This window comes from Vagococcus sp. WN89Y, from assembly GCF_052220145.1.
Lineage (GTDB): Bacteria > Pseudomonadota > Gammaproteobacteria > Enterobacterales > Enterobacteriaceae > Kosakonia.
Genome location: NZ_JBQPOM010000070.1, coordinates 80,380 through 99,503, shown reverse-complemented (window position 1 = coordinate 99,503; position 19,124 = coordinate 80,380). Strand labels below are relative to the sequence as shown.

Below are 19,124 nucleotides of genomic sequence, written 5' to 3'. Positions count from 1 at the left end.
CGGGAGCGTGTGATGAAGCGGTTTTTATTTCATCGGCTGCTGGCGCTATTACCGGTACTGCTAGTGGTTTCGGTGGTGGTGTTCTGCCTGGTGCATCTGGCGCCAGGCGATCCGGTGCAGGTGATCCTCGGAAACGATGCCAGCCCGCAAGATGTCGCTACGCTGCGCCAGCAGATGGGGCTGGACAAACCGCTGATTGTGCAGTTTCTGCACTGGTTTAGCGCGGTGCTGCGGGGCGATCTCGGCCATTCGCTATTTTTAAACAGCAGCGTGATGGCGCTGTTTTTACAACACCTGCCTCCCACGCTTGCCCTGGCGCTGTATGCGCAGAGCATTGCGCTGGTGCTGGGTTTGCTGGGCGGGGTTATCAGCGCCTGGCAGCATGGGCGACTGGCTGACAGAGCGATCCGCGCGATCGCCACGTTTGGTATGTCAGTGCCGGGCTTTCTGCTGGGCCTGTTCCTGATCTTCTTTTTTGCCGTGCAATTGCGCTGGTTTCCGGTGGTGGGGTATCGCTCCACCAATACGGATTTACTGATGAATATCTGGTACCTGACATTACCTGCTATCGCGCTGGCGCTGCGGATTGCGGCGCTGATTGCCCGCATGACGCGCGCCGTGATGCTGGATGTGATGCAGGAAGGCTTTATTCATACCGCCCGCGCCAAAGGTGTGCCGGAGCGGGGCGTGCTCTTGACCCATACCCTGAAAAACAGCCTGATCCCCATTTTGACTATCTGCGGGGAATCGTTCGCCTCGCTGGTTACCGGCACCATCGTTATTGAGAGCGTGTTTGGTATTCCGGGCGTGGGATCGTTGATCGTTGACGCAATTGAGCGGCGCGATGTCACGGTTGTCCAGGGCGTCGTGCTGCTGATAACTGTCTGTTATGTCCTTATCAATCTGGCCGTCGATCTGCTCAGCTACCTGGCCGATCCGCGTTTAGCCGTAGAGGGGGCGGAGAACGAATGATGCGAAAAAATTCTGCGCAATGGATCTGGCCCGCGCTGCTGGTGGCAATCGTCTTGTTGTCCTGGTTCGCCAGCGCGTTTAGCCCTTTCGATCCTTACAGTATCGATCCGCTAAACCGGCTCAAACCGCCTTCTGCCGCGCATTGGTTTGGCACGGATAATTTTGGTCGCGATCTGTTTGTCCGTGTCGCGCTGGCGGTACGGGTTTCGCTATCGGTAGGGGCTTCGGTTGCGGTGATTTCCGGCGTGGCCGGGCTGATTATCGGGCTGTTGTGCGCCTGGTATCATCCGGTTGACAGGATTTTGATGCGCGTGTGCGATGGCTTGTTTGCCTTTCCTTCACTGTTGCTCGCCATTGCTATCGTTGGCGTGCTGGGGCCGAAAATCTCAAATGTCGTGCTGGCGCTGTCGCTGGTATACGTGCCGTCGATTGCGCGGGTGATTCGTGGTGCGGGGCGGGTTATCAAGGCGAAAAACTTTATTGAGGCGCTCCGTGTCCAGGGGGCTTCATCGTCGCGCATTATCTGGCTGCACCTGCTGCCCAACGTGGTATCGCCCTTTATTGTGCAGGTAAGCTGGGTCTTTTCCGTGGCTATTCTGACGGAAGCTGCGCTCAGCTTTTTGGGCTCCGGTATTCCGGCGCCGATGCCGAGCCTGGGAAATTTACTGCTGGAGGGTAAAGCGGTGATCTTTACCGCCTGGTGGATGAGTTTTTTCCCCGGTGTTGCCATTGTGCTGCTGATCCTTGCCTTAAACATTATTGGCGACGATCTGCGTGATAATGCCGATCCAGGCCTTAAACCGCTGCCTCGCCGGGTCCTGCGGCTGCTGAAAAAAGGAGAACAACATGGCTGAAGCGGTGCTGCGTGTCGATAATTTACACGTCCGTTTTGCTACGCAAAAGGGCGTCATCGCCCCGGTGCGCCATCTCTCTTTTCAGGTGAACGCTGGTGAAACGCTGGGAATTATTGGCGAGTCCGGCTGTGGGAAAAGCGTGACGGCACAGGCGGTGATGGGGCTACTCTCTTCGCGCATTAGCCGAACAGAAGGGCAAATCCATCTCAATGGCCGACCCTTGCATACCCTCTCGACAACGGCGCGCCGTAAGTTGAGCGGTCAGGAGATGGCGATGATCTTTCAGGATCCGCTCTCCAGCCTCAATCCGGTGATGACGGCGGGCGAACAGATTGAAGAGTGCCTGCGGTTGCATACGATGCTTAAACGCAGCGAGCGGCAGGAGAAGATCCTCTTGCTGCTCGCGCAGGTGGGTATCCCTGACCCTGGTCGTTGCGCCAGCGCCTGGCCGCATGAACTTTCCGGCGGTATGCGCCAGCGGGTGATGATTGCGATGGCTATCGCCGCGTCGCCCGCATTACTGATAGCCGACGAACCCACCACCGCGCTGGATGCCACCATTCAGGCGCAAATTCTCTCTCTGTTAGAGCAGCTCCAGCAGCAGACGGGGATGGGGATTATGTTTATCACTCACGATCTGAGCGTGGTGGCGCGTTTGTGCCAGCGCGTTGTGGTGCTCTATGCCGGGCAGGTGGTAGAGCAGAGCGATGTGCATACGCTTTTTGCCAACCCGCGGCACCCTTACACCCGCGCGTTAATGGCCGCGCGCCCACGGGCTGAACATCAGGCGAAGACGGCGTTACAGGAAATTCCTGGCCGTATGCCCGCGCTGGATGCGCTGCCCTCCGGCTGTGTTTTTGCCGATCGCTGCCCACTGGCGCAGTTGCGCTGTCGCGAGCAAGCGCCTTTACTGCAGGAAAACGGCTCATCTTCCCATCTGGTTCGCTGCTGGCGAGCCAATGAAACAGGCGTGCTGCCATTATGAATACACCGCTACTGACCGTACGCCATCTGTGCAAAACCTACCGCCGCCACGGGCAGAGTATTCAGGCGGTGGATGATGTCAGCTTTACCATTCAACCCGGCGAAACCTGGGCGCTGGTGGGCGAATCCGGCAGCGGGAAAAGCACCACCGGGCGGTTGATCCTGGGGTTAACCCCGGCATCGGCAGGCGAAGTCCTGTTTAACGGGCGTTCGCTGCTGCAACAAAGCGCTACCCGCTGGCGCGAAGTACGTAAAGATATACAGATGATTTTTCAGGACCCACTCTCGTCACTCGATCCGAAACGCACGGTCGGCTACAGCTTGCAAGAGCCGCTGATTATTCATGGCATCGGCAACCGAAAACAGGCCGTGGCAGAGATGCTAAGCCTGGTGGGTCTGCGCCCGGAAGATGGTGCGCGCTACCCGCATGAATTTTCCGGGGGGCAAAGGCAGCGCATAGGTATTGCGCGCGCGTTGATCCTCAAGCCGCAGCTGATTATTTGTGATGAACCCGTGTCGGCGCTGGATGTTTCTATCCAGTCGCAAATACTCAATCTTTTAATGAAGTTACAGCGTGAATATGGGCTGGCGTACCTGTTTATCTCTCACGATCTGAATGTCGTCAGGCATATTGCCGACCGCGTCGGGGTGATGCAGCGCGGCGCGATTGTTGAACAAGGCAGCAGAGAGGCGATTTTTACCCATCCGCAGCATGATTATACGCGCTATCTGCTTGATGCGATTTTACCCGCGCAGCCGGTGGGCCTGGGGAAGCCGCGTGCCGTGGCGAATGGTTAAGTTCGACCTGAGGCGCGCGTCGGTTATAATAGGCCCAGGTGATGACTATCACGGCCTTATAACGCGGCGCAAACCGCCCCAACTGAGTACCATTAATGAGTGAAATGATTTACGGCATCCACGCGGTGCAGGCGCTGCTGGAACGCGCTCCGGAGCGCTTTCAGGAAGTGTTTATTCTGAAAGGTCGCGAAGACAAACGTCTGATGCCGCTGATCCACGCGCTGGAAGCGCAGGGTGTGGTGATCCAGCTGGCTAACCGCCAGTATCTGGATGAAAAAAGCGAAGGCGCAGTCCATCAGGGGATCATTGCGCGTGTTAAACCCGGGCGTCAGTATCAGGAAAACGATCTGCCGGATCTGATAACAAGCCTTGATAGCCCCTTTTTACTGATCCTTGATGGTGTTACCGATCCCCATAACCTGGGGGCGTGTCTGCGTAGCGCCGATGCGGCGGGCGTGCATGCGGTGATTGTGCCGAAAGATAAATCAGCCCAGCTAAACGCCACGGCGAAGAAAGTGGCCTGCGGCGCGGCGGAAAACGTGCCGCTCATTCGCGTGACCAACCTTGCGCGCACCATGCGCATGTTGCAGGAAGAGAACATCTGGATTGTCGGTACCGCAGGCGAAGCGGATCACACCCTGTTCCAGAGCAAAATGACTGGCCGGATGGCGCTGGTGATGGGAGCCGAAGGTGAAGGTATGCGCCGCCTGACCCGTGAGCATTGCGACGAGTTGATAAGCATCCCGATGGCGGGCAGTGTTTCATCCCTCAACGTTTCGGTTGCTACCGGCATCTGCCTGTTCGAGGCCGTGCGCCAGCGCAGCCTGTAATACATATGAATACTGTAAAACCATCCATTTAAAGGATGGTTTTACAGGTCATCTCCCCCGTTTTTGTTGTGCTATTTTGTCTCATCCCCCGTGCGCGCTTTGCCATGTCTGACCATAATTACAGACACTGCCACTGATGGAGGGACACATAATGCAATGGCAAACGCATACGACTTTTAACCAACCCACGCCTTTACATAACAGCAATTTGTTCCTGTCCGATCGCGCGTTGTGTGAAGCCGTGGCGCGAGAAGGTGCAGCATGGGACGCTGAGCTGCTCGCCAGTATCGGCCAACAGCTTGGTACGGCTGAATCACTCGAACTCGGCAGACTGGCAAACATTAATCCGCCTGATTTACTGCGCTACGATGCCAGCGGTGAGCGTCTGGACGATGTGCGTTTTCACCCTGCCTGGCATCTGCTGATGCAGGGGTTATGCACTAACCGGGTGCATAATCTCGCGTGGGAGGAGCAAGCGCGCAGAGGCTCTTTCGTTGCGCGCGCCGCGCGTTTTGTGCTGCATGCGCAGGTGGAGTCCGGCACCTTATGCCCCATCACCATGACCTTTGCTGCCACGCCGCTGCTTTTGCAATCTCTGCCAAAAGCATTTCATAGCTGGTTTAAACCGCTGCTTAGCGATCGTTACGATCCGCACGTCGCGCCGGGCGGCCAGAAACGCGGCGTCCTGATAGGCATGGGGATGACGGAAAAACAGGGCGGTTCGGATGTGCTGAGCAACACCACGCGCGCGGAAAAAAGCGGCGAATTCTATCGGCTGGTGGGGCATAAGTGGTTTTTCTCCGTGCCGCAGAGCGACGCGCATTTAGTGCTGGCCCAGGCCAAAGGCGGGCTATCGTGCTTCTTTGTACCGCGCTTTTTAGCCGAAGGCCAGCGCAACGGCGTGCGCCTGGAGCGCCTGAAAGATAAGCTCGGCAACCGCTCTAACGCCAGCTGTGAAGTTGAGTTTCAGGACGCGCACGGCTGGCTATTAGGTGAGGAGGGCGACGGCGTGCGCCAAATCCTGAAGATGGGCGGGTTGACCCGTTTTGATTGCGCGCTCGGTAGCCACGGCCTGATGCGCCGCGCTTTTTCCGTTGCGCTGTATCACGCGCACCAGCGGATGGTTTTTGGCAAAAAACTTATCGATCAGCCGATGATGCGGGAAGTGCTCAGCCGTATGGCGTTGCAACTGGAAGGGCAAACCGCGCTGTTATTTCGCCTGGCGCGCGCCTGGGACAGCCGCAGCAACCCGCAGGAAGCGTTATGGGCGCGGTTATTTACCCCGGTGGCGAAATTTGTGGTGTGCAAAGACGCGACGCCATTTGTGGCAGAAGCGATGGAAGTGCTGGGCGGCATTGGCTATTGCGAAGATAACGAGCTGCCGCGCCTTTACCGTGAAACACCAGTCAACAGCATCTGGGAAGGCTCCGGCAACGTCATGTGCCTGGATGTGCTGCGCGTGTTGGGTAAACAGCCGGGGGTGATGGAGCTGTTGGCGGAGGAGTTTGCGGCGGTGAAAGGCCAGGATCGCCACTTTGATCTGGCGTGGCGGCAGCTGCAACAACGCCTGCGTAAATTCGACGAGTCGCAAGGGCGCGAAATCACCCGCCAGCTGTGGCGGCTGGCGAGCGGCGCGCAGATGTTGCGTTTTGCTTCGCCGCCGGTCGCTCAGGCCTGGTGCCGGTTGATGCTGGATGCCCGCGGCACATCAGCGCTCAATGAACAGGTTAAAAATGACCTGCTGCTGCGCGCCACGGGCGGAGCCTGTTAATCCATTTTTAAGCGGAACAGACTCACCAGCTCATTAAGATGCAAACCTTTTTCCCGCAGAGTGCGGGCGGTCTCTTCGCTTTGCGTCACGCGCCCGGCGTTGATATGCGTGGCGTCGCCAATATGCGTCATCGCCAGGTTCACCTGATTAATACCGGCAGACTGTTCGTGCGAAGCGTGGTTGATTTCATGCACCAGTTGGTTGATATCGCCCATATGACGGATGATGGATTGCATCGCCACGCGGGTGGCTTCCGACTGGGCATGGCCTTCGCTGACTTTCTTCAGCGTGTCGCCAATCAGGGTTTCTATCTCTTTCACCGCGTTAGCGCTGCGGGCCGCCAGCGCGCGGACTTCCTGCGCCACCACCGCAAAGCCTTTTCCGTGCTCACCGGCGCGCGCCGCTTCGACGGCGGCGTTCAGCGCCAGGATATTGGTCTGGAAAGCGATAGACTCGATAACATGGGTAATATCGGCGATACGCTGTGAAGCGCTGCGAATGTCTTCCATTGTCGCCACCGAGTTATCCACGGTATCGCCGCCTTTTTGCACGGCCTGGGCGGTTTCATTGACCAGGTGCTGCGTCTGCTCCATATTGGCCGCGTTTTGCTGCACCGTCGCGGCGAGCTGCTCCATACTGGCGGAGGTTTCTTCCACGCTGCTGGCCTGCTTATTGATCTGCTCGCTGATTTCGCTGCTGTCGGAGGCAAGCGCATTGGTGCCGAGGTTTATCTCTGCGGCAGATTCGCGCACTTGCAGCACTATCTTATGCAGACCGTCGCCGATACCGTTGATTGCCTCAATAAGCTGTCCCACTTCATCGTGCCTGTCGACCACAAGCGCCGCGCGCAGATCGCCGTCGGCGTATCGCTGAGCCAGGTCGATAACACTACGCAGCGGGCGCGTCAGCCAGCGGCGGATGATAACGACAAACATCGCCGCAAACAGCAGGGAGACGATAACCCCTGCTATCAAAAAATGATCGCGCATGCGGGTGACATCGCTGAGCAGCATTTTTTTATCCACTTCCCCGACCACCACCCAGTTCCAGCAGGGCAGGGCGGTGTAAGAGAGCATCTGCGCGCCCCCCTGCGGGCTTTGCAGCTCCAGCGTACCGCGCTCATTTTTCAGCAACGTGCGCAGTGTATTATCGTCCCACTGCGGGCGTTTCCCTTCTTCTGTATCGTGGAACAGATAGTTGCCGTAGCTTTTCCCTTCGTTGCGATCGAGCACGAAGAAGTGGCCGCTTTCACCCAGTTTGCGACCGAGGATTTTCTCGCGCATCACATTCCAGGAATGGGTGATATCCACCCCAACAAACAGAATAGCGATGGTGGCGCCGCTGGTATCTTTGACCGGCTGATATTGCGTGATGTAGCGCTTGCCGAACAGCAGCGCCAGGCCGCGATAGACTTCGCCTTTCACGACAGGCACATAAGCCGGGCTGGCCCGGTCAAGACGCGTACCGATTGCCCGCTCGCCGTCCTCTTTGCGCAACGAGGTCGCGACACGCACGAAATCCTCGCCGCTGCGTACAAACAGCGTGGCAATAGCGCCGGTGCGATTCAGGAAATCATCCGGGATCGCGTTGTTATTGTGTAACTCGGTGTCGCCACCTTTGAATAACGGTACGTCGAGACCGTTAATTTCCCGCCGCTGCTGCGTATCGACGGTTAAGGGTTGCGGAAGAAAACTGGTAAACAAGCGTGTATAGCTTTCCACTTCTTCACTGAGGCTACTATTAAACATTTCAACCATATCCACCACGCCGGTGGACTGATTGTGCAGGTCTTCCATGGCCAATGCTTCCAGCTGTTGGCTGGCTTTATTGCTCATCAAAAAAGTAAATAAAAGGAAAAGCGTGGCAACGCTTGCGCCAGTGATTAGTGACAATCTTGCACCGAGACCGGTGCGACGAAAGAAGGCGCTCATAATTTGTCCATTGTTTTACGTGTGACGCACCTTAAACGGCAAAAAATGGACAATGTTTAGTGTATCTATGTAACAAAATGTTACATAGATATATCCCCACGTTAACATAATATTAAAGAAAGTAGGGGTATTAAAAAAGCCACCAGATTAGGTGGCTCTATGCGAATGGCTCAGGCATACAATATGGCTTGTACGCGCCAGTAATCGGCTCGCTTCTCTTCCTGCATTTGAATGATGCGGTACCATGACGCTCCTTGTTCATCTGCTTTTAACGCGATAACCCGCTCCACATCTTGCGGGCTCCCTGAGACATTGTTGACGGAAATCAGGCCGATTTCATTCAGCCCCGTCACGCAATCTGCGCTGGCGAACTCTGCAGGCTGCGCTGTTGTGGTAAGCAATCCTGTGGAAAGCAACAGTGAGTTTAAGGCAAGAGATCGGTTCATTGTCAGCTCCATTTCACGTTACCCTGAGTTAATACAGGGCATTCCTTTGCGCAGCGGATTCCATTAATCCAAGTGTGCACAGGAGAACATCAATGGACGCAAAGCAATGTAAATGTCCTTAAAACTCTGCGTTGCTACTGCCGGTACAGCAGGGCGCGCCCATACCAGCGGCCAGGGACTTTTGTTTCATCCATCAACTGGATGACGTAATAATCCGCTTTGGCGGCAGCGGCTTTAGCCTTGAGGCCTTTTTCCACGTCCATGGGAGAACCCAATACCACCACGCTTACGGCACCTATCTCCTTAAGAGCTTGCGTTTGGTTACGACGTATCTCTTGCGGATGTTCGCTCGCCGGCGGCGCGGGCTGCGGCTTGCCTTCCAGTACTGTGCAACCGCTGAGTAAAACGGCCAGCAGCACGGGAATCAAGACGCCCATTGTTTTCTTCTGTCTCCTGATAGCCATAGTGTAGATCCTGTTAAATCCTTCTTTGGAGGGAATGTTCCCGAACTGTTAGCTCGAGCACTATTTTCGAATGAAAGTTTGCTGAAAACGTAACCTATATCTCACCCTTGCAGATGCAAAGGCGGAATCGGACTTGCGCAACGAGCATCTGGATGGCATACCAGCACTATAGATCAAGGAGGCATGATGATTGAACTACAGACAGAGCACTTTGCCGGAATAGAAGCGCTTCATGCTTTTCCCGCCGGAAAACATGCTCAGCCCTTGCCGTGCGTGGTTTTTTACCATGGGTTTACCTCATCAAAACTGGTCTATAGCTATTTTGCCGTAGCGCTGGCGCAGGCTGGCTTTCGCGTGGTGATGCCGGATGCGCCAGATCACGGGGCGCGCTTTCAAGGCGATGAGCGGCTGCGGTTGCGCCGGTTCTGGCAAATCTTGCAGGGTAATTTAGAGGAGTTCAGCGCGCTGCGTGACGCGCTGGCGCATCATGAGCTTATCGATGCCGGGCGGCTGGCGGTGGGGGGCGCATCAATGGGCGCAATGACCGCGCTCGGTATTATGGCGCGCCATCCCGAGGTGCGCTGCGTTGCCAGCCTGATGGGGTCGGGCTATTTCACCTCGCTTGCCCGCACGCTCTTCCCGCCGCTGGGCGTCACCACGCCCGAGCAGCAGCGCGAGTTCGACGCTATCCTTGCGCCGCTGGCGCAGTGGGAGGTGAGTTCGCAGCTTGCGCGTCTTGCCGATCGTCCGCTGCTTTTATGGCATGGCGAGGAGGACGATGTCGTGCCCGCCGCCGAGTCGTTTCGCTTACAGCAGGCGCTACAGGACGCCGGGCTGGATGGGCAGCTTACCTGGCAGTGGGAGGCCGGGGTCAGGCATCGCATCACCCCACAGGCGCTGAGCGCAACCACGGACTTTTTTCGCCGCTATCTGTAATTCACGCCTGCGCCGCGTGTACGGCTCCCGGCAGGGGAGCCGTTTTGCAAGAGGTGGCTTAGCCTGTGGCGTGGGGCGCTAGCGGTAAATCGCCGCGCTGGCGTGCATGTTGCCGTTGCTACCCGGTTCGCGTATCAGCATCTCGTGGTAGTATTTTGCGCCCTGTGCGTCAGCGGCGTGCTCAAGCGCCTGACTGGCGTCACGTTCAGTGGAAAAATTATGATTGATATAGATAACGCCCAGGCTCTGAACATCGTCCATATTCAGCGCTTGTGGGTCGTTAATCTTTATTGCCGCCGCTGCATTAGTGCAGAACAGCAAAGTGGTGAGAAATAAAATAATATATTTCATGATGTTATACTCCATCATAACGACTGTAACGTACTCTCTGCTGCGTCTTACCTCCTTTTTTTGAGCTTACGCCGGTGGGCGAAAACGTATCGCGACCCTTTTTGATGCTCTCGTTGAAAAAAATTGCCGTACTGATGTTGGTTAATTTTAAACCGTGTCAGCCAGCAGGCTTTACCATGCGTGCGAATTATTTGCGCAATGACCTTGAGTTTGGCATGGGAGATAAGTATTATGACGCGTCAATTTTTCAGCCGACCTTTAACACGTTCCTTGCCTCCCCGGGATTCGGCTGACCCAGACAGGAGGCTGAATAATCCGTAAGGAGCAATTCGATGCGTCATTACGAAATCGTTTTTATGGTCCATCCTGACCAGAGCGAACAGGTTCCGGGCATGATCGAGCGCTACACCGGTGCTATCACTGGTGCGCAAGGCACGATCCACCGTCTGGAAGACTGGGGCCGCCGTCAGCTGGCTTACCCGATCAACAAACTGCACAAAGCCCACTACGTTCTGATGAACGTTGAAGCACCGCAGGAAGCGATCGATGAGCTGGAAACAAACTTCCGCTTCAACGATGCCGTTATCCGTAGCATGGTAATGCGTACTAAGCACGCTGTTACTGAAGCATCTCCGATGGTTAAAGCGAAAGACGAGCGCCGTGAGCGTCGCGATGATTTCGCTAACGAAACCGCAGATGATGCAGATGCTGGGGATTCTGAAGAGTAATCACTGATGGCCAACCGCCTGGAGTTGTCCGGCACCGTGTGCAGGGCACCGCTGCGTAAGGTCAGCCCATCAGGAATTCCTCACTGCCAGTTCGTGCTTGAGCACCGTTCTGTGCAAGAGGAAGCCGGTTTTCACCGGCAGGCGTGGTGCCAAATGCCGGTTATTATTAGCGGGCAGGAAAACCAGGCCATTACTCACAGTATAACGGTCGGCAGCCGCATTACCGTTCAGGGGTTCATCAGTTGCCACAAGGCAAAGAACGGCCTGAGCAAAATGGTTTTGCATGCCGAGCAGATTGAATTGATAGATTCTGGAGACTAGCCAAATGGCACGTTATTTCCGTCGTCGCAAGTTCTGCCGTTTCACCGCGGAAGGCGTTCAAGAGATCGACTATAAAGATATCGCTACGCTGAAAAACTACATCACCGAAAGCGGTAAGATTGTCCCGAGCCGTATCACCGGTACCCGTGCAAAATATCAGCGTCAGCTGGCACGCGCTATCAAACGCGCTCGCTACCTGTCCCTGCTGCCGTACACTGATCGTCATCAGTAATCGGTCACGGTCCATTAATACGACTTTGAGAGGATAAGGTAATGCAAGTTATTCTGCTTGATAAAGTAGCAAACCTGGGTAGCCTGGGTGATCAGGTTAACGTTAAAGCGGGCTACGCTCGTAACTTCCTGGTACCGCAGGGTAAAGCTGTTCCGGCTACCAAGAAAAACGTTGAGTATTTCGAAGCTCGTCGCGCTGAACTGGAAGCCAAACTGGCTGACGTTCTGGCGGCAGCTAACGCTCGCGCTGAGAAAATCAACGCGCTGGGCAGCGTTACTATCGCGTCTAAATCTGGCGACGAAGGTAAACTGTTCGGTTCCATCGGTACTCGCGACATCGCTGACGCTGTAACCGCAGCTGGCGTTGAAGTGGCTAAGAGCGAAGTTCGTCTGCCGAACGGCGTTCTGCGCACTACTGGTGAGCACGAAGTGGACTTCCAGGTTCACAGCGAAGTATTCGCTAAACTGATTGTAAACGTTGTTGCTGAGTAATTTATTACTCTGACTCCCGCCTCGTTCGGCCTTGCAGCCAGGCGGTAAGTGAAAACTGCGGTTTTCGCTGACCAGCCTTTGCACTATGAACGCGACGGGTAAAACAACGAAGCGCCGGCCTTGTGCCGGCGTCTTGCTTTCTGGCACATATTCCCCCCTTTCCCGTTTGACCCATAGCTATTTCATATCACTTCCGTGATAATAAAATAAAACACAATTTCAAAAATGGTAACAAAATGGAATCGGTGCATCAGGGGTCTGTCTTTGCTCAAAAAAAGGTGGTCTGGTTGTGTGCGGCTTTTTGTTGTTTGCTGTGGGGAAGCGCTTATCCAGCCATTAAAAGCGGATATGAAATCTTCCAGATTGCCACTGATGACATCGCCTCCAAAATTGTCTTCGCAGGCTACCGTTTTTTATTCGCCGGTCTGTTGCTGCTGCTGTTTGCGCTGGCGCAGCGTAAACCCTGCGCACGCATGCGCCCCCGGCAGTTCGGCCAGCTGGCATTACTCGGCCTGACGCAAACCTCGCTACAGTACTTCTTTTTCTATGTTGGCCTCGCGTTCACGACCGGCGTGAAAGGGTCAATCATGAACGCAACCGGCACCTTCTTTAGCGTGCTGCTGGCGCACTTTATCTATCAAAACGATCGGCTGAGTTATAACAAAACCCTGGGCTGTATTTTGGGATTCACCGGCGTGATGGTGGTGAATATGGGCAGCGGGCTGATGGATTTCAGTTTTAGCCTGGCGGGCGATGGCTCGGTTGTGCTGGCGGCGTTTATTCTTTCTGCCGCTTCATTATATGGTAAACGTATTTCGCAAACCGTCGATCCGACGGTGATGACGGGCTGGCAACTGGGGCTGGGAGGCCTGGCGCTGGTGGCGGGCGGTTATCTCAGCGGCGGCAAGCTGGCGCTGCACGGCGGTGCTTCGGTGGCTATCCTGGCCTATCTGACGCTGCTTTCGTCTGTGGCGTTCGCCTTGTGGAGTATTTTGCTGAAATATAACCGCGTCGGCATGATTGCGCCGTTTAACTTCCTGATCCCGGTCTCCGGCGCGGTGCTGTCATCGATTTTTCTTGGGGAAAATATTCTGGAGTGGAAATACGCGCTGGCGCTGGTGCTGGTGTGCTCCGGTATCTGGTGGGTCAATAAACGCGCCGGGTAAATTCCCCGGCGTTATTGTTTAGCGTGCGCGGATAAAACTGCCGTCCGGCTGGCGAGTGAACAATACCTGCTGGCCGTTTGTCTCAATCGTCAGGCCGGTTACCACGCCGTTCGCGTTCTGGCGAATCTTCACCCACTGGCCGCTTTGTAAATTACTCAGCGGTTTCCCGTCGCCTTCCACTTTTGCCATGGCATATACATCGACCGGCGGCAAATTGTTATCACGAAATAGCTGTGCGAGCGTTTTACCTTCACCAACACGATAAGAACGCCACTGCTGCTCAATCCCGACGGCAGGCGGTGCGTTTTGCGCGGCGGGCGGCTCTGCTTGCTGTTCAGGAGGGGCGTTGTCCGGCACTATCCCTTGCTGAGGTTCACTGATGACCGGCGGCGGTGGCGCTTGCCCGCTCGCAGGCAGGTCAATTTGCGCGTCGCGCCTGGCGGGCAGGGAAGTGTCATCAGGCACGGGTAACAAGAAACCAATTACCACCAACAGGGCGGCAAAAATCAGGCCGCGCCGATGACCAGGCGGAAGGGGGTCCATCAGGCGAAAATTGTCCGGAGCGTGCCAGATCTTCACCAAAGTGGGTTTCAGTTCAAAACGCCCGGGCATGGTTCTCCTCCTGCTCCGCGTCAGTTAATGTCCTGTTTCGTTGAGTATATACTCAGCGCGCCGTCCCTGGGATGATAACTCTCTGATCGCCAGCACAAAGATGCACTTTCACCGACATGTTTGGGAAATTTCCTGCCGGGTTGTTGTTCATGCGCACGGTGTTTTTGCAACAAAGTTGTACCCGGTGCAGCCCGGCTGTTATGCTGCGCGCTACTGTAAAGCATGAAAGGAAAACCCATGACCACCCCAACTTTTGACACGATCGAAGCGCAAGCCAGTTACGGTATTGGCTTACAGGTAGGACAGCAGCTGAGCGAATCCGGGTTAGAAGGGTTGTTACCTGAAGCGCTGGTCGCGGGCATCGCGGACGCGCTGGCGGGCAAACAACCTGCGGTGCCGGTTGATGTTGTACACCGTGCGCTGCGTGAAATTCATGAACGTGCTGACGCGGTACGCCGCTCACGTTTTGAAGAGATGGCGGCTGAAGGCGTGAAATATCTGGACGAAAACCGCACGCGTGAAGGCGTGAACAGCACCGAATCCGGCCTGCAGTTCCGCGTTATCACCCAGGGTGAAGGGGCTATCCCGGCGCGTACCGACCGCGTTCGCGTACACTACACCGGCAAACTTATCGACGGCACCGTGTTTGACAGCTCTGTCGCGCGCGGCGAACCAGCTGAATTCCCGGTCAATGGCGTGATTGCTGGCTGGATTGAAGCGCTGACCCTGATGCCGGTAGGTTCCAAATGGGAGCTGACTATCCCGCACAACCTGGCTTACGGTGAGCGTGGCGCTGGCGCGTCCATTCCGCCGTTCAGCACGCTGGTCTTTGAAGTCGAACTGCTGGACATCCTGTAATATACCCTGCCAGCACGCCTCTTCCGCCAGGGAGGGGCACTCTCTTCGTTTTTCGTTCGTTTATCAGACAATCACCGATATATTATCTTGCAAAGTGCGCCATCGGGTGTATTTTTGTGAGCTGTTTGACATTATCTAAGTGATATGACACTCACTTTAAACAAAAATTTAACATTAGATCTAAATCATAGTATTCATCCCTTCGTTTCTTACCTAATATCGATGCGTCCATAAAAAAGGACCAGGCAGTCAGAAAGGCCAGCAGAGCCAACAACACAGACAGGAACACAACATGGTAGATCAGGTTAAAGTCGCCGCCGAGGAACAGGCTCCGGCTGAACAGTCGCTACGGCGCAATCTTACAAACCGGCATATTCAGCTTATTGCAATTGGCGGTGCCATCGGTACCGGGCTGTTTATGGGGTCCGGGAAAACCATCAGTCTCGCAGGGCCGTCGATAATCTTCGTCTATATGATTATTGGCTTTATGCTGTTTTTCGTGATGCGCGCGATGGGCGAACTGCTGTTGTCGAATCTCGAATACAAATCCTTTAGCGACTTCGCCGCCGATCTGCTGGGGCCGTGGGCGGGGTATTTTACCGGCTGGACCTACTGGTTCTGCTGGGTGGTGACCGGTATGGCTGACGTGGTGGCAATCACCGCCTATGCCCAGTTCTGGTTCCCGGGGCTTTCGGACTGGATTGCCGCACTGGCGGTGGTACTGCTGCTGTTGAGCCTCAACCTCGCAACGGTAAAAATGTTTGGCGAGATGGAGTTCTGGTTTGCGATGATCAAAATCGTCGCCATCGTCGCGCTGATCATTGTCGGCCTGGTCATGGTGCTGACGCACTTCCAGTCTCCTGGCGGCGTGCAGGCGTCTTTTGAGCACTTATGGAACGATGGCGGCTGGTTTCCGAAAGGCATCAGCGGCTTCTTTGCCGGTTTCCAGATAGCGGTCTTTGCCTTCGTCGGTATTGAACTGGTGGGCACCACGGCTGCGGAAACAAAAGACCCGGAGAAGTCCCTGCCGCGCGCCATCAACTCGATTCCGCTGCGTATTATTATGTTCTACGTTTTTGCGCTGATAGTGATTATGTCGGTGACGCCGTGGAGCTCCGTGGTGCCGGATAAGAGCCCGTTTGTTGAGCTGTTCGTGCTGGTCGGGATCCCGGCGGCGGCGAGCATCATTAACTTTGTAGTGCTGACTTCGGCCGCCTCTTCAGCCAACAGCGGTGTGTTCTCCACCAGCCGTATGCTGTTTGGCCTGGCGCAGGACGGCGTCGCGCCCAAAGCGTTCGCCAGCCTGTCCAAACGTGCGGTGCCCGCGAAAGGCCTGACCTTCTCCTGCATCTGCCTGCTGGGCGGCGTGGTGATGCTGTATGTGAACCCGAGCGCCATCGCGGCCTTCACCATGATAACCACGGTTTCGGCGCTGCTGTTTATGTTTGTCTGGACGATTATCCTCTGCTCATATCTGGTGTATCGCAAAAAACGCCCGCATCTGCATGAGAAATCTCTCTATAAGATGCCGCTGGGCAAAGTGATGTGCTGGGTCTGCATGGCTTTCTTTGCCTTCGTGCTGGTGCTGCTGACCCTGGAAGTGGATACCCGTCAGGCGATGATGGTGACGCCGCTGTGGTTCCTGGTGCTGGGCGCAGGCTGGTTCTACGTGGGTAAGAAGCGGTTGAACAATCGCCAGCCATAAAAAAAGAGCCGCAATGCGGCTCTAAACTCCCATAGTACTGGCGCTCTCGGGCGCCTTTTTTTATGCGCCTGCGAGCGCCCGCGGGAAGAGGTTGTTATTTTCCAGGCTGATGTGTTCCATCAGGTCATCAATCAGCGTATTGATTCCGTTATACATCGCTTTCCAGGTCGTACAGGCTTCCGGCGGCGGCGTCACGTTATTGGTGATGTGTTTGATGACCTCCAGCAGCTCGCCCGCTTCATCGTGCTCACTTTCCATCACGCTAATTGGCCCGCCCGCTTGTGCGCCCATGCCGCGTTTGATCATCAAAAACAGCACCTGTTCTTCTTTCATCATATGGCTGGTCAGTTCCTGATGCAGCATCGTCAGGTATTTGGTTAAACCCTTCGGGACACCTGGTTTGTCGGCGTGGACGCGCTCAACTTTGGTGGCTTGCAAAATAAGCTCCGGCAGCTGCTCACGGTGCCTGTCGTGATAGCGCACAATAATATGGTCAATCAGCTCTGCCAGCGGCGCTGTACGCCAGTCTTTTTCTACAGGTTGTGTGGCGAGCTGCGCCAGCTGTGCTTCAATAACCTCGATATCCAGCTCCTTGCGGCTCGCGGCATGTGCAAGCGTCTGCTTACCGCCGCAGCAGTAGTCCAGATGGTATTGACGGAACAGGGCGCTGGCGCGCGGAATGGAAAGCGCCAGCTCACCCAGGGATTGATCGCGCAAAGCCATAGCTATTACCTCATGGTGAAATTATTAAGATGTATTTTAAATGCATCTTTATCTTGATGATATACCCCCTGGGTGGCAGGCGGGAAGTGCACTTATGCTTTTTTATGGTGAAAAACAGTGATGTGAATCACAAAAAATTCTTTCGACATTAACGTGTTGAATTCAGGTAGTTTTTATGAAAATTCTTCGATAATGCATTGTTGCAGAATTAAACAACTTTAGGCCCCTGCCGATACCAAGACTTCAGACAGTATATCCTGCACACTATAAAGGCCGACGATGTTCAAGCGTATTAAGGTTATTACTTTATTAATCATTGTGTTAGTCGCACTTGGTGCGATGCAGCTTATTTCCGCAGGGGTGTTCCTCAGCGCGTTGAATAATGACAAAAACAACTTCAATGTATCTCAGGTTTCCAGCCAGAACGTTTCTGAATTCACCGACGCCTGGATAAGCCTCAACCAGGCACGCGTGACGCTTAACCGTGGCATGTTGCGCCTGCAAAGCAGTACTGCCAGCGAGATTAACGGCGGTCAGCTCAGTGAACTGGCAAAAATCGCTGACGATTTGCTCCAGCAGGCGCGCGTCCATTTTGATAAGTACAAAACAATTCCGAACACGCCGGGGCTGGACAAGAACCTGACCGACGAGCTGGAAAAGCAGTACGGTATCTATCACGCAACGCTTGCTGAAATGAATCGTTTGCTGGTGGCGGGTAATCTGGAAGAGATGTTCCGCCAGAATGCCGAGCAGAAGCAGACTGCGATGCAGAAAAGCTACCGTGCGTGGCGTGATGCGCAAAGCGAGCTTTCCAGCGCCGGGGTCGCGCAAAACGATCGTGATTATCAGCGTATCCTGTGGATCCTGGGCGTCGTGATGGTGCTGGTTGCACTTGTCATTGTGATGAGCTGGATAGCGATGCAGCGCGTGCTGCTCAAACCATTGCATGTGGTGATGGATCATATTCGCCATATCGCCAACGGCGACCTGACGCACAATATCGATGCCGAAGGTAAAAACGAAATGGCGCGCCTGGCGCAGAATGTGCAGGAGATGCAGCAATCGCTGGTGAAAACCGTTAGCGTGGTGCGCGATGGCGCTGACACCATTTATACCGGCGCGGGTGAAATTTCCGCCGGGAGCAACGATCTCTCCTCGCGTACTGAACAGCAGGCCGCATCGCTGGAAGAGACCGCAGCCAGCATGGAACAGCTGACGGCAACGGTGAAGCAGAACGCCGACAACGCGCGCCAGGCCACACAGCTTGCGCAGAATGCATCCGGTACCGCGAAGAAGGGCGGCCAGGTGGTTGACGGTGTGGTGCGTACGATGGATGAGATCGCCGCAAGTTCCAGCAAAATTGCGCAAATCACCAATGTGATTGACGGTATTGCATTCCAGACGAATATTCTGGCGCTGAATGCGGCAGTCGAAGCGGCGCGTGCGGGCGAGCAGGGCCGTGGCTTTGCGGTCGTTGCCGGTGAGGTCCGTACGCTGGCGCAGCGTAGCGCGCAAGCAGCCAAGGAGATCAAAGGGCTGATTGAAGATTCAGGCAGCCGTGTTGATGCCGGTGCCGCGCTGGTTCATGAGGCCGGGGAAACCATGGCTGAAATCGTCAGCGCCGTTACCCGCGTAACGGACATCATGGGCGAGATTTCTTCTGCCTCTGATGAGCAAAGCCGTGGTATCGACCAGGTCGGCCAGGCGGTGGCTGAAATGGATCGCGTCACGCAGCAGAACGCCTCGCTGGTCGAGGAGTCTGCCGCCGCCGCCGCCGCGCTGGAAGAGCAAGCTGCACGCCTGAACGAAACGGTTGCCGTGTTTAAAATCAACCGTTCGCGTGGCACGCAAGCTCCTGCGCTTCGTTCGCCGCTGAGCAAACCGCAAACGAAGGCGGCACAACCTGCTGCTGAAGGTAACTGGGAAACCTTCTAAAAGCGTATTTCCCGAA

21 protein-coding genes are annotated in these 19,124 nt (G+C 55.4%); 15 read left to right on the top strand and 6 right to left on the bottom strand.

The annotated features are described in order from the left end of the window. The first annotated feature begins 12 nt into the window (after positions 1-12). The 6 genes from ACTU3N_RS21180 (at position 13) to ACTU3N_RS21155 (ending at position 6,209) form a co-directional block, all read left to right on the top strand. Positions 13-972, top strand: a complete 960-nt coding sequence (locus ACTU3N_RS21180) for an ABC transporter permease (RefSeq protein WP_443088105.1) — start codon at positions 13-15, stop codon at positions 970-972. Then, positions 969-1,826: an ABC transporter permease gene (locus tag ACTU3N_RS21175; protein WP_443088104.1), complete on the top strand. Its 858-nt coding sequence runs from the start codon at positions 969-971 to the stop codon at positions 1,824-1,826. Before ACTU3N_RS21180 ends, ACTU3N_RS21175 begins: the two co-directional genes overlap by 4 nt. Next, the gene (locus tag ACTU3N_RS21170) at positions 1,819-2,811 is read left to right on the top strand and encodes an ABC transporter ATP-binding protein (RefSeq protein ID WP_443088103.1); all 993 of its coding nucleotides are present in this window, start codon (positions 1,819-1,821) and stop codon (positions 2,809-2,811) included. The genes ACTU3N_RS21175 and ACTU3N_RS21170 overlap by 8 nt, the downstream gene beginning before the upstream one ends. Further along, positions 2,808-3,608, top strand: coding sequence for an ABC transporter ATP-binding protein (locus ACTU3N_RS21165; RefSeq protein ID WP_443088102.1), 801 nt, complete (start codon positions 2,808-2,810; stop codon positions 3,606-3,608). The genes ACTU3N_RS21170 and ACTU3N_RS21165 overlap by 4 nt, the downstream gene beginning before the upstream one ends. Positions 3,609-3,703: 95 nt before the next feature. Beyond that, positions 3,704-4,438 carry a 23S rRNA (guanosine(2251)-2'-O)-methyltransferase RlmB gene (gene rlmB / locus ACTU3N_RS21160; protein WP_443088101.1) on the top strand — a complete coding sequence of 245 codons (735 nt, stop codon included), beginning with the start codon at positions 3,704-3,706 and terminating at the stop codon, positions 4,436-4,438. Positions 4,439-4,589: 151 nt separating this feature from the next. After that, on the top strand, positions 4,590-6,209 hold the full coding sequence (locus tag ACTU3N_RS21155) for an isovaleryl-CoA dehydrogenase (RefSeq protein WP_443088100.1): 1,620 nt from the start codon (positions 4,590-4,592) through the stop codon (positions 6,207-6,209). Here ACTU3N_RS21155 and ACTU3N_RS21150 read toward each other — a convergent pair. The 3 genes from ACTU3N_RS21150 to bsmA form a co-directional block, all read right to left on the bottom strand. After that, on the bottom strand, positions 6,206-8,140 hold the full coding sequence (locus ACTU3N_RS21150) for a methyl-accepting chemotaxis protein (RefSeq protein WP_443088099.1): 1,935 nt from the start codon (positions 8,138-8,140) through the stop codon (positions 6,206-6,208). The genes ACTU3N_RS21155 and ACTU3N_RS21150 overlap by 4 nt on opposite strands. A 170-nt stretch (positions 8,141-8,310) precedes the next feature. After that, entirely contained in the window at positions 8,311-8,598 is a 288-nt protein-coding gene (gene yjfN, locus ACTU3N_RS21145; protein ID WP_443088098.1) for a DUF1471 family protease activator YjfN, read from the bottom strand. Positions 8,599-8,720: 122 nt separating this feature from the next. Then, complete coding sequence (gene bsmA / locus ACTU3N_RS21140; RefSeq protein ID WP_443088097.1) at positions 8,721-9,050, bottom strand: biofilm peroxide resistance protein BsmA; 330 nt, start codon at positions 9,048-9,050, stop codon at positions 8,721-8,723. Between the two features lie 183 nt (positions 9,051-9,233). On the opposite strand from bsmA, the gene yjfP reads away from it, so the two are divergent. Continuing rightward, on the top strand, positions 9,234-9,986 hold the full coding sequence (gene yjfP, locus ACTU3N_RS21135) for an esterase (protein ID WP_443088096.1): 753 nt from the start codon (positions 9,234-9,236) through the stop codon (positions 9,984-9,986). A 78-nt stretch (positions 9,987-10,064) separates the two neighbouring features. On the opposite strand, the gene ACTU3N_RS21130 is transcribed toward yjfP, so the two are convergent. Continuing rightward, positions 10,065-10,337: a DUF1471 domain-containing protein gene (locus ACTU3N_RS21130; RefSeq protein ID WP_443088095.1), complete on the bottom strand. Its 273-nt coding sequence runs from the start codon at positions 10,335-10,337 to the stop codon at positions 10,065-10,067. A gap of 332 nt (positions 10,338-10,669) precedes the next feature. On the opposite strand from ACTU3N_RS21130, the gene rpsF reads away from it, so the two are divergent. From rpsF to ACTU3N_RS21105, 5 genes are all read left to right on the top strand, one after another. Further along, on the top strand, positions 10,670-11,065 hold the full coding sequence (rpsF, locus tag ACTU3N_RS21125) for a 30S ribosomal protein S6 (RefSeq protein ID WP_443088094.1): 396 nt from the start codon (positions 10,670-10,672) through the stop codon (positions 11,063-11,065). Between the two features lie 6 nt (positions 11,066-11,071). Beyond that, a complete protein-coding gene (gene priB, locus ACTU3N_RS21120) occupies positions 11,072-11,386 on the top strand; it encodes a primosomal replication protein N (RefSeq protein ID WP_443088093.1) in 315 nt (104 codons plus the stop codon). 4 nt (positions 11,387-11,390) lie between these two features. Next, positions 11,391-11,618 (top strand): 30S ribosomal protein S18, encoded by a 228-nt coding sequence (rpsR, locus tag ACTU3N_RS21115; RefSeq protein ID WP_000135199.1) that lies wholly within the window; start codon positions 11,391-11,393, stop codon positions 11,616-11,618. Between the two features lie 41 nt (positions 11,619-11,659). Then, positions 11,660-12,109, top strand: coding sequence for a 50S ribosomal protein L9 (gene rplI / locus ACTU3N_RS21110; RefSeq protein WP_443088091.1), 450 nt, complete (start codon positions 11,660-11,662; stop codon positions 12,107-12,109). A 236-nt stretch (positions 12,110-12,345) separates the two neighbouring features. Beyond that, positions 12,346-13,275: a DMT family transporter gene (locus ACTU3N_RS21105; RefSeq protein WP_443088090.1), complete on the top strand. Its 930-nt coding sequence runs from the start codon at positions 12,346-12,348 to the stop codon at positions 13,273-13,275. Between the two features lie 18 nt (positions 13,276-13,293). On the opposite strand, the gene ACTU3N_RS21100 is transcribed toward ACTU3N_RS21105, so the two are convergent. Continuing rightward, the gene (locus ACTU3N_RS21100) at positions 13,294-13,887 is read right to left on the bottom strand and encodes a LysM-like peptidoglycan-binding domain-containing protein (RefSeq protein ID WP_443088089.1); all 594 of its coding nucleotides are present in this window, start codon (positions 13,885-13,887) and stop codon (positions 13,294-13,296) included. A gap of 237 nt (positions 13,888-14,124) precedes the next feature. On the opposite strand from ACTU3N_RS21100, the gene fklB reads away from it, so the two are divergent. After that, positions 14,125-14,745: an FKBP-type peptidyl-prolyl cis-trans isomerase gene (fklB, locus tag ACTU3N_RS21095; protein ID WP_443088088.1), complete on the top strand. Its 621-nt coding sequence runs from the start codon at positions 14,125-14,127 to the stop codon at positions 14,743-14,745. 292 nt (positions 14,746-15,037) lie between these two features. Then, entirely contained in the window at positions 15,038-16,450 is a 1,413-nt protein-coding gene (gene cycA / locus ACTU3N_RS21090; protein WP_443088087.1) for a D-serine/D-alanine/glycine transporter, read from the top strand. 60 nt (positions 16,451-16,510) lie between these two features. Here the strand turns inward: cycA and ytfE are convergent, their stop codons facing one another. Continuing rightward, positions 16,511-17,173, bottom strand: a complete 663-nt coding sequence (gene ytfE / locus ACTU3N_RS21085) for an iron-sulfur cluster repair protein YtfE (RefSeq protein WP_443088086.1) — start codon at positions 17,171-17,173, stop codon at positions 16,511-16,513. Positions 17,174-17,452: 279 nt separating this feature from the next. On the opposite strand from ytfE, the gene ACTU3N_RS21080 reads away from it, so the two are divergent. Next, a complete protein-coding gene (locus ACTU3N_RS21080) occupies positions 17,453-19,108 on the top strand; it encodes a methyl-accepting chemotaxis protein (RefSeq protein ID WP_443088085.1) in 1,656 nt (551 codons plus the stop codon). Positions 19,109-19,124 lie beyond the last annotated feature (16 nt).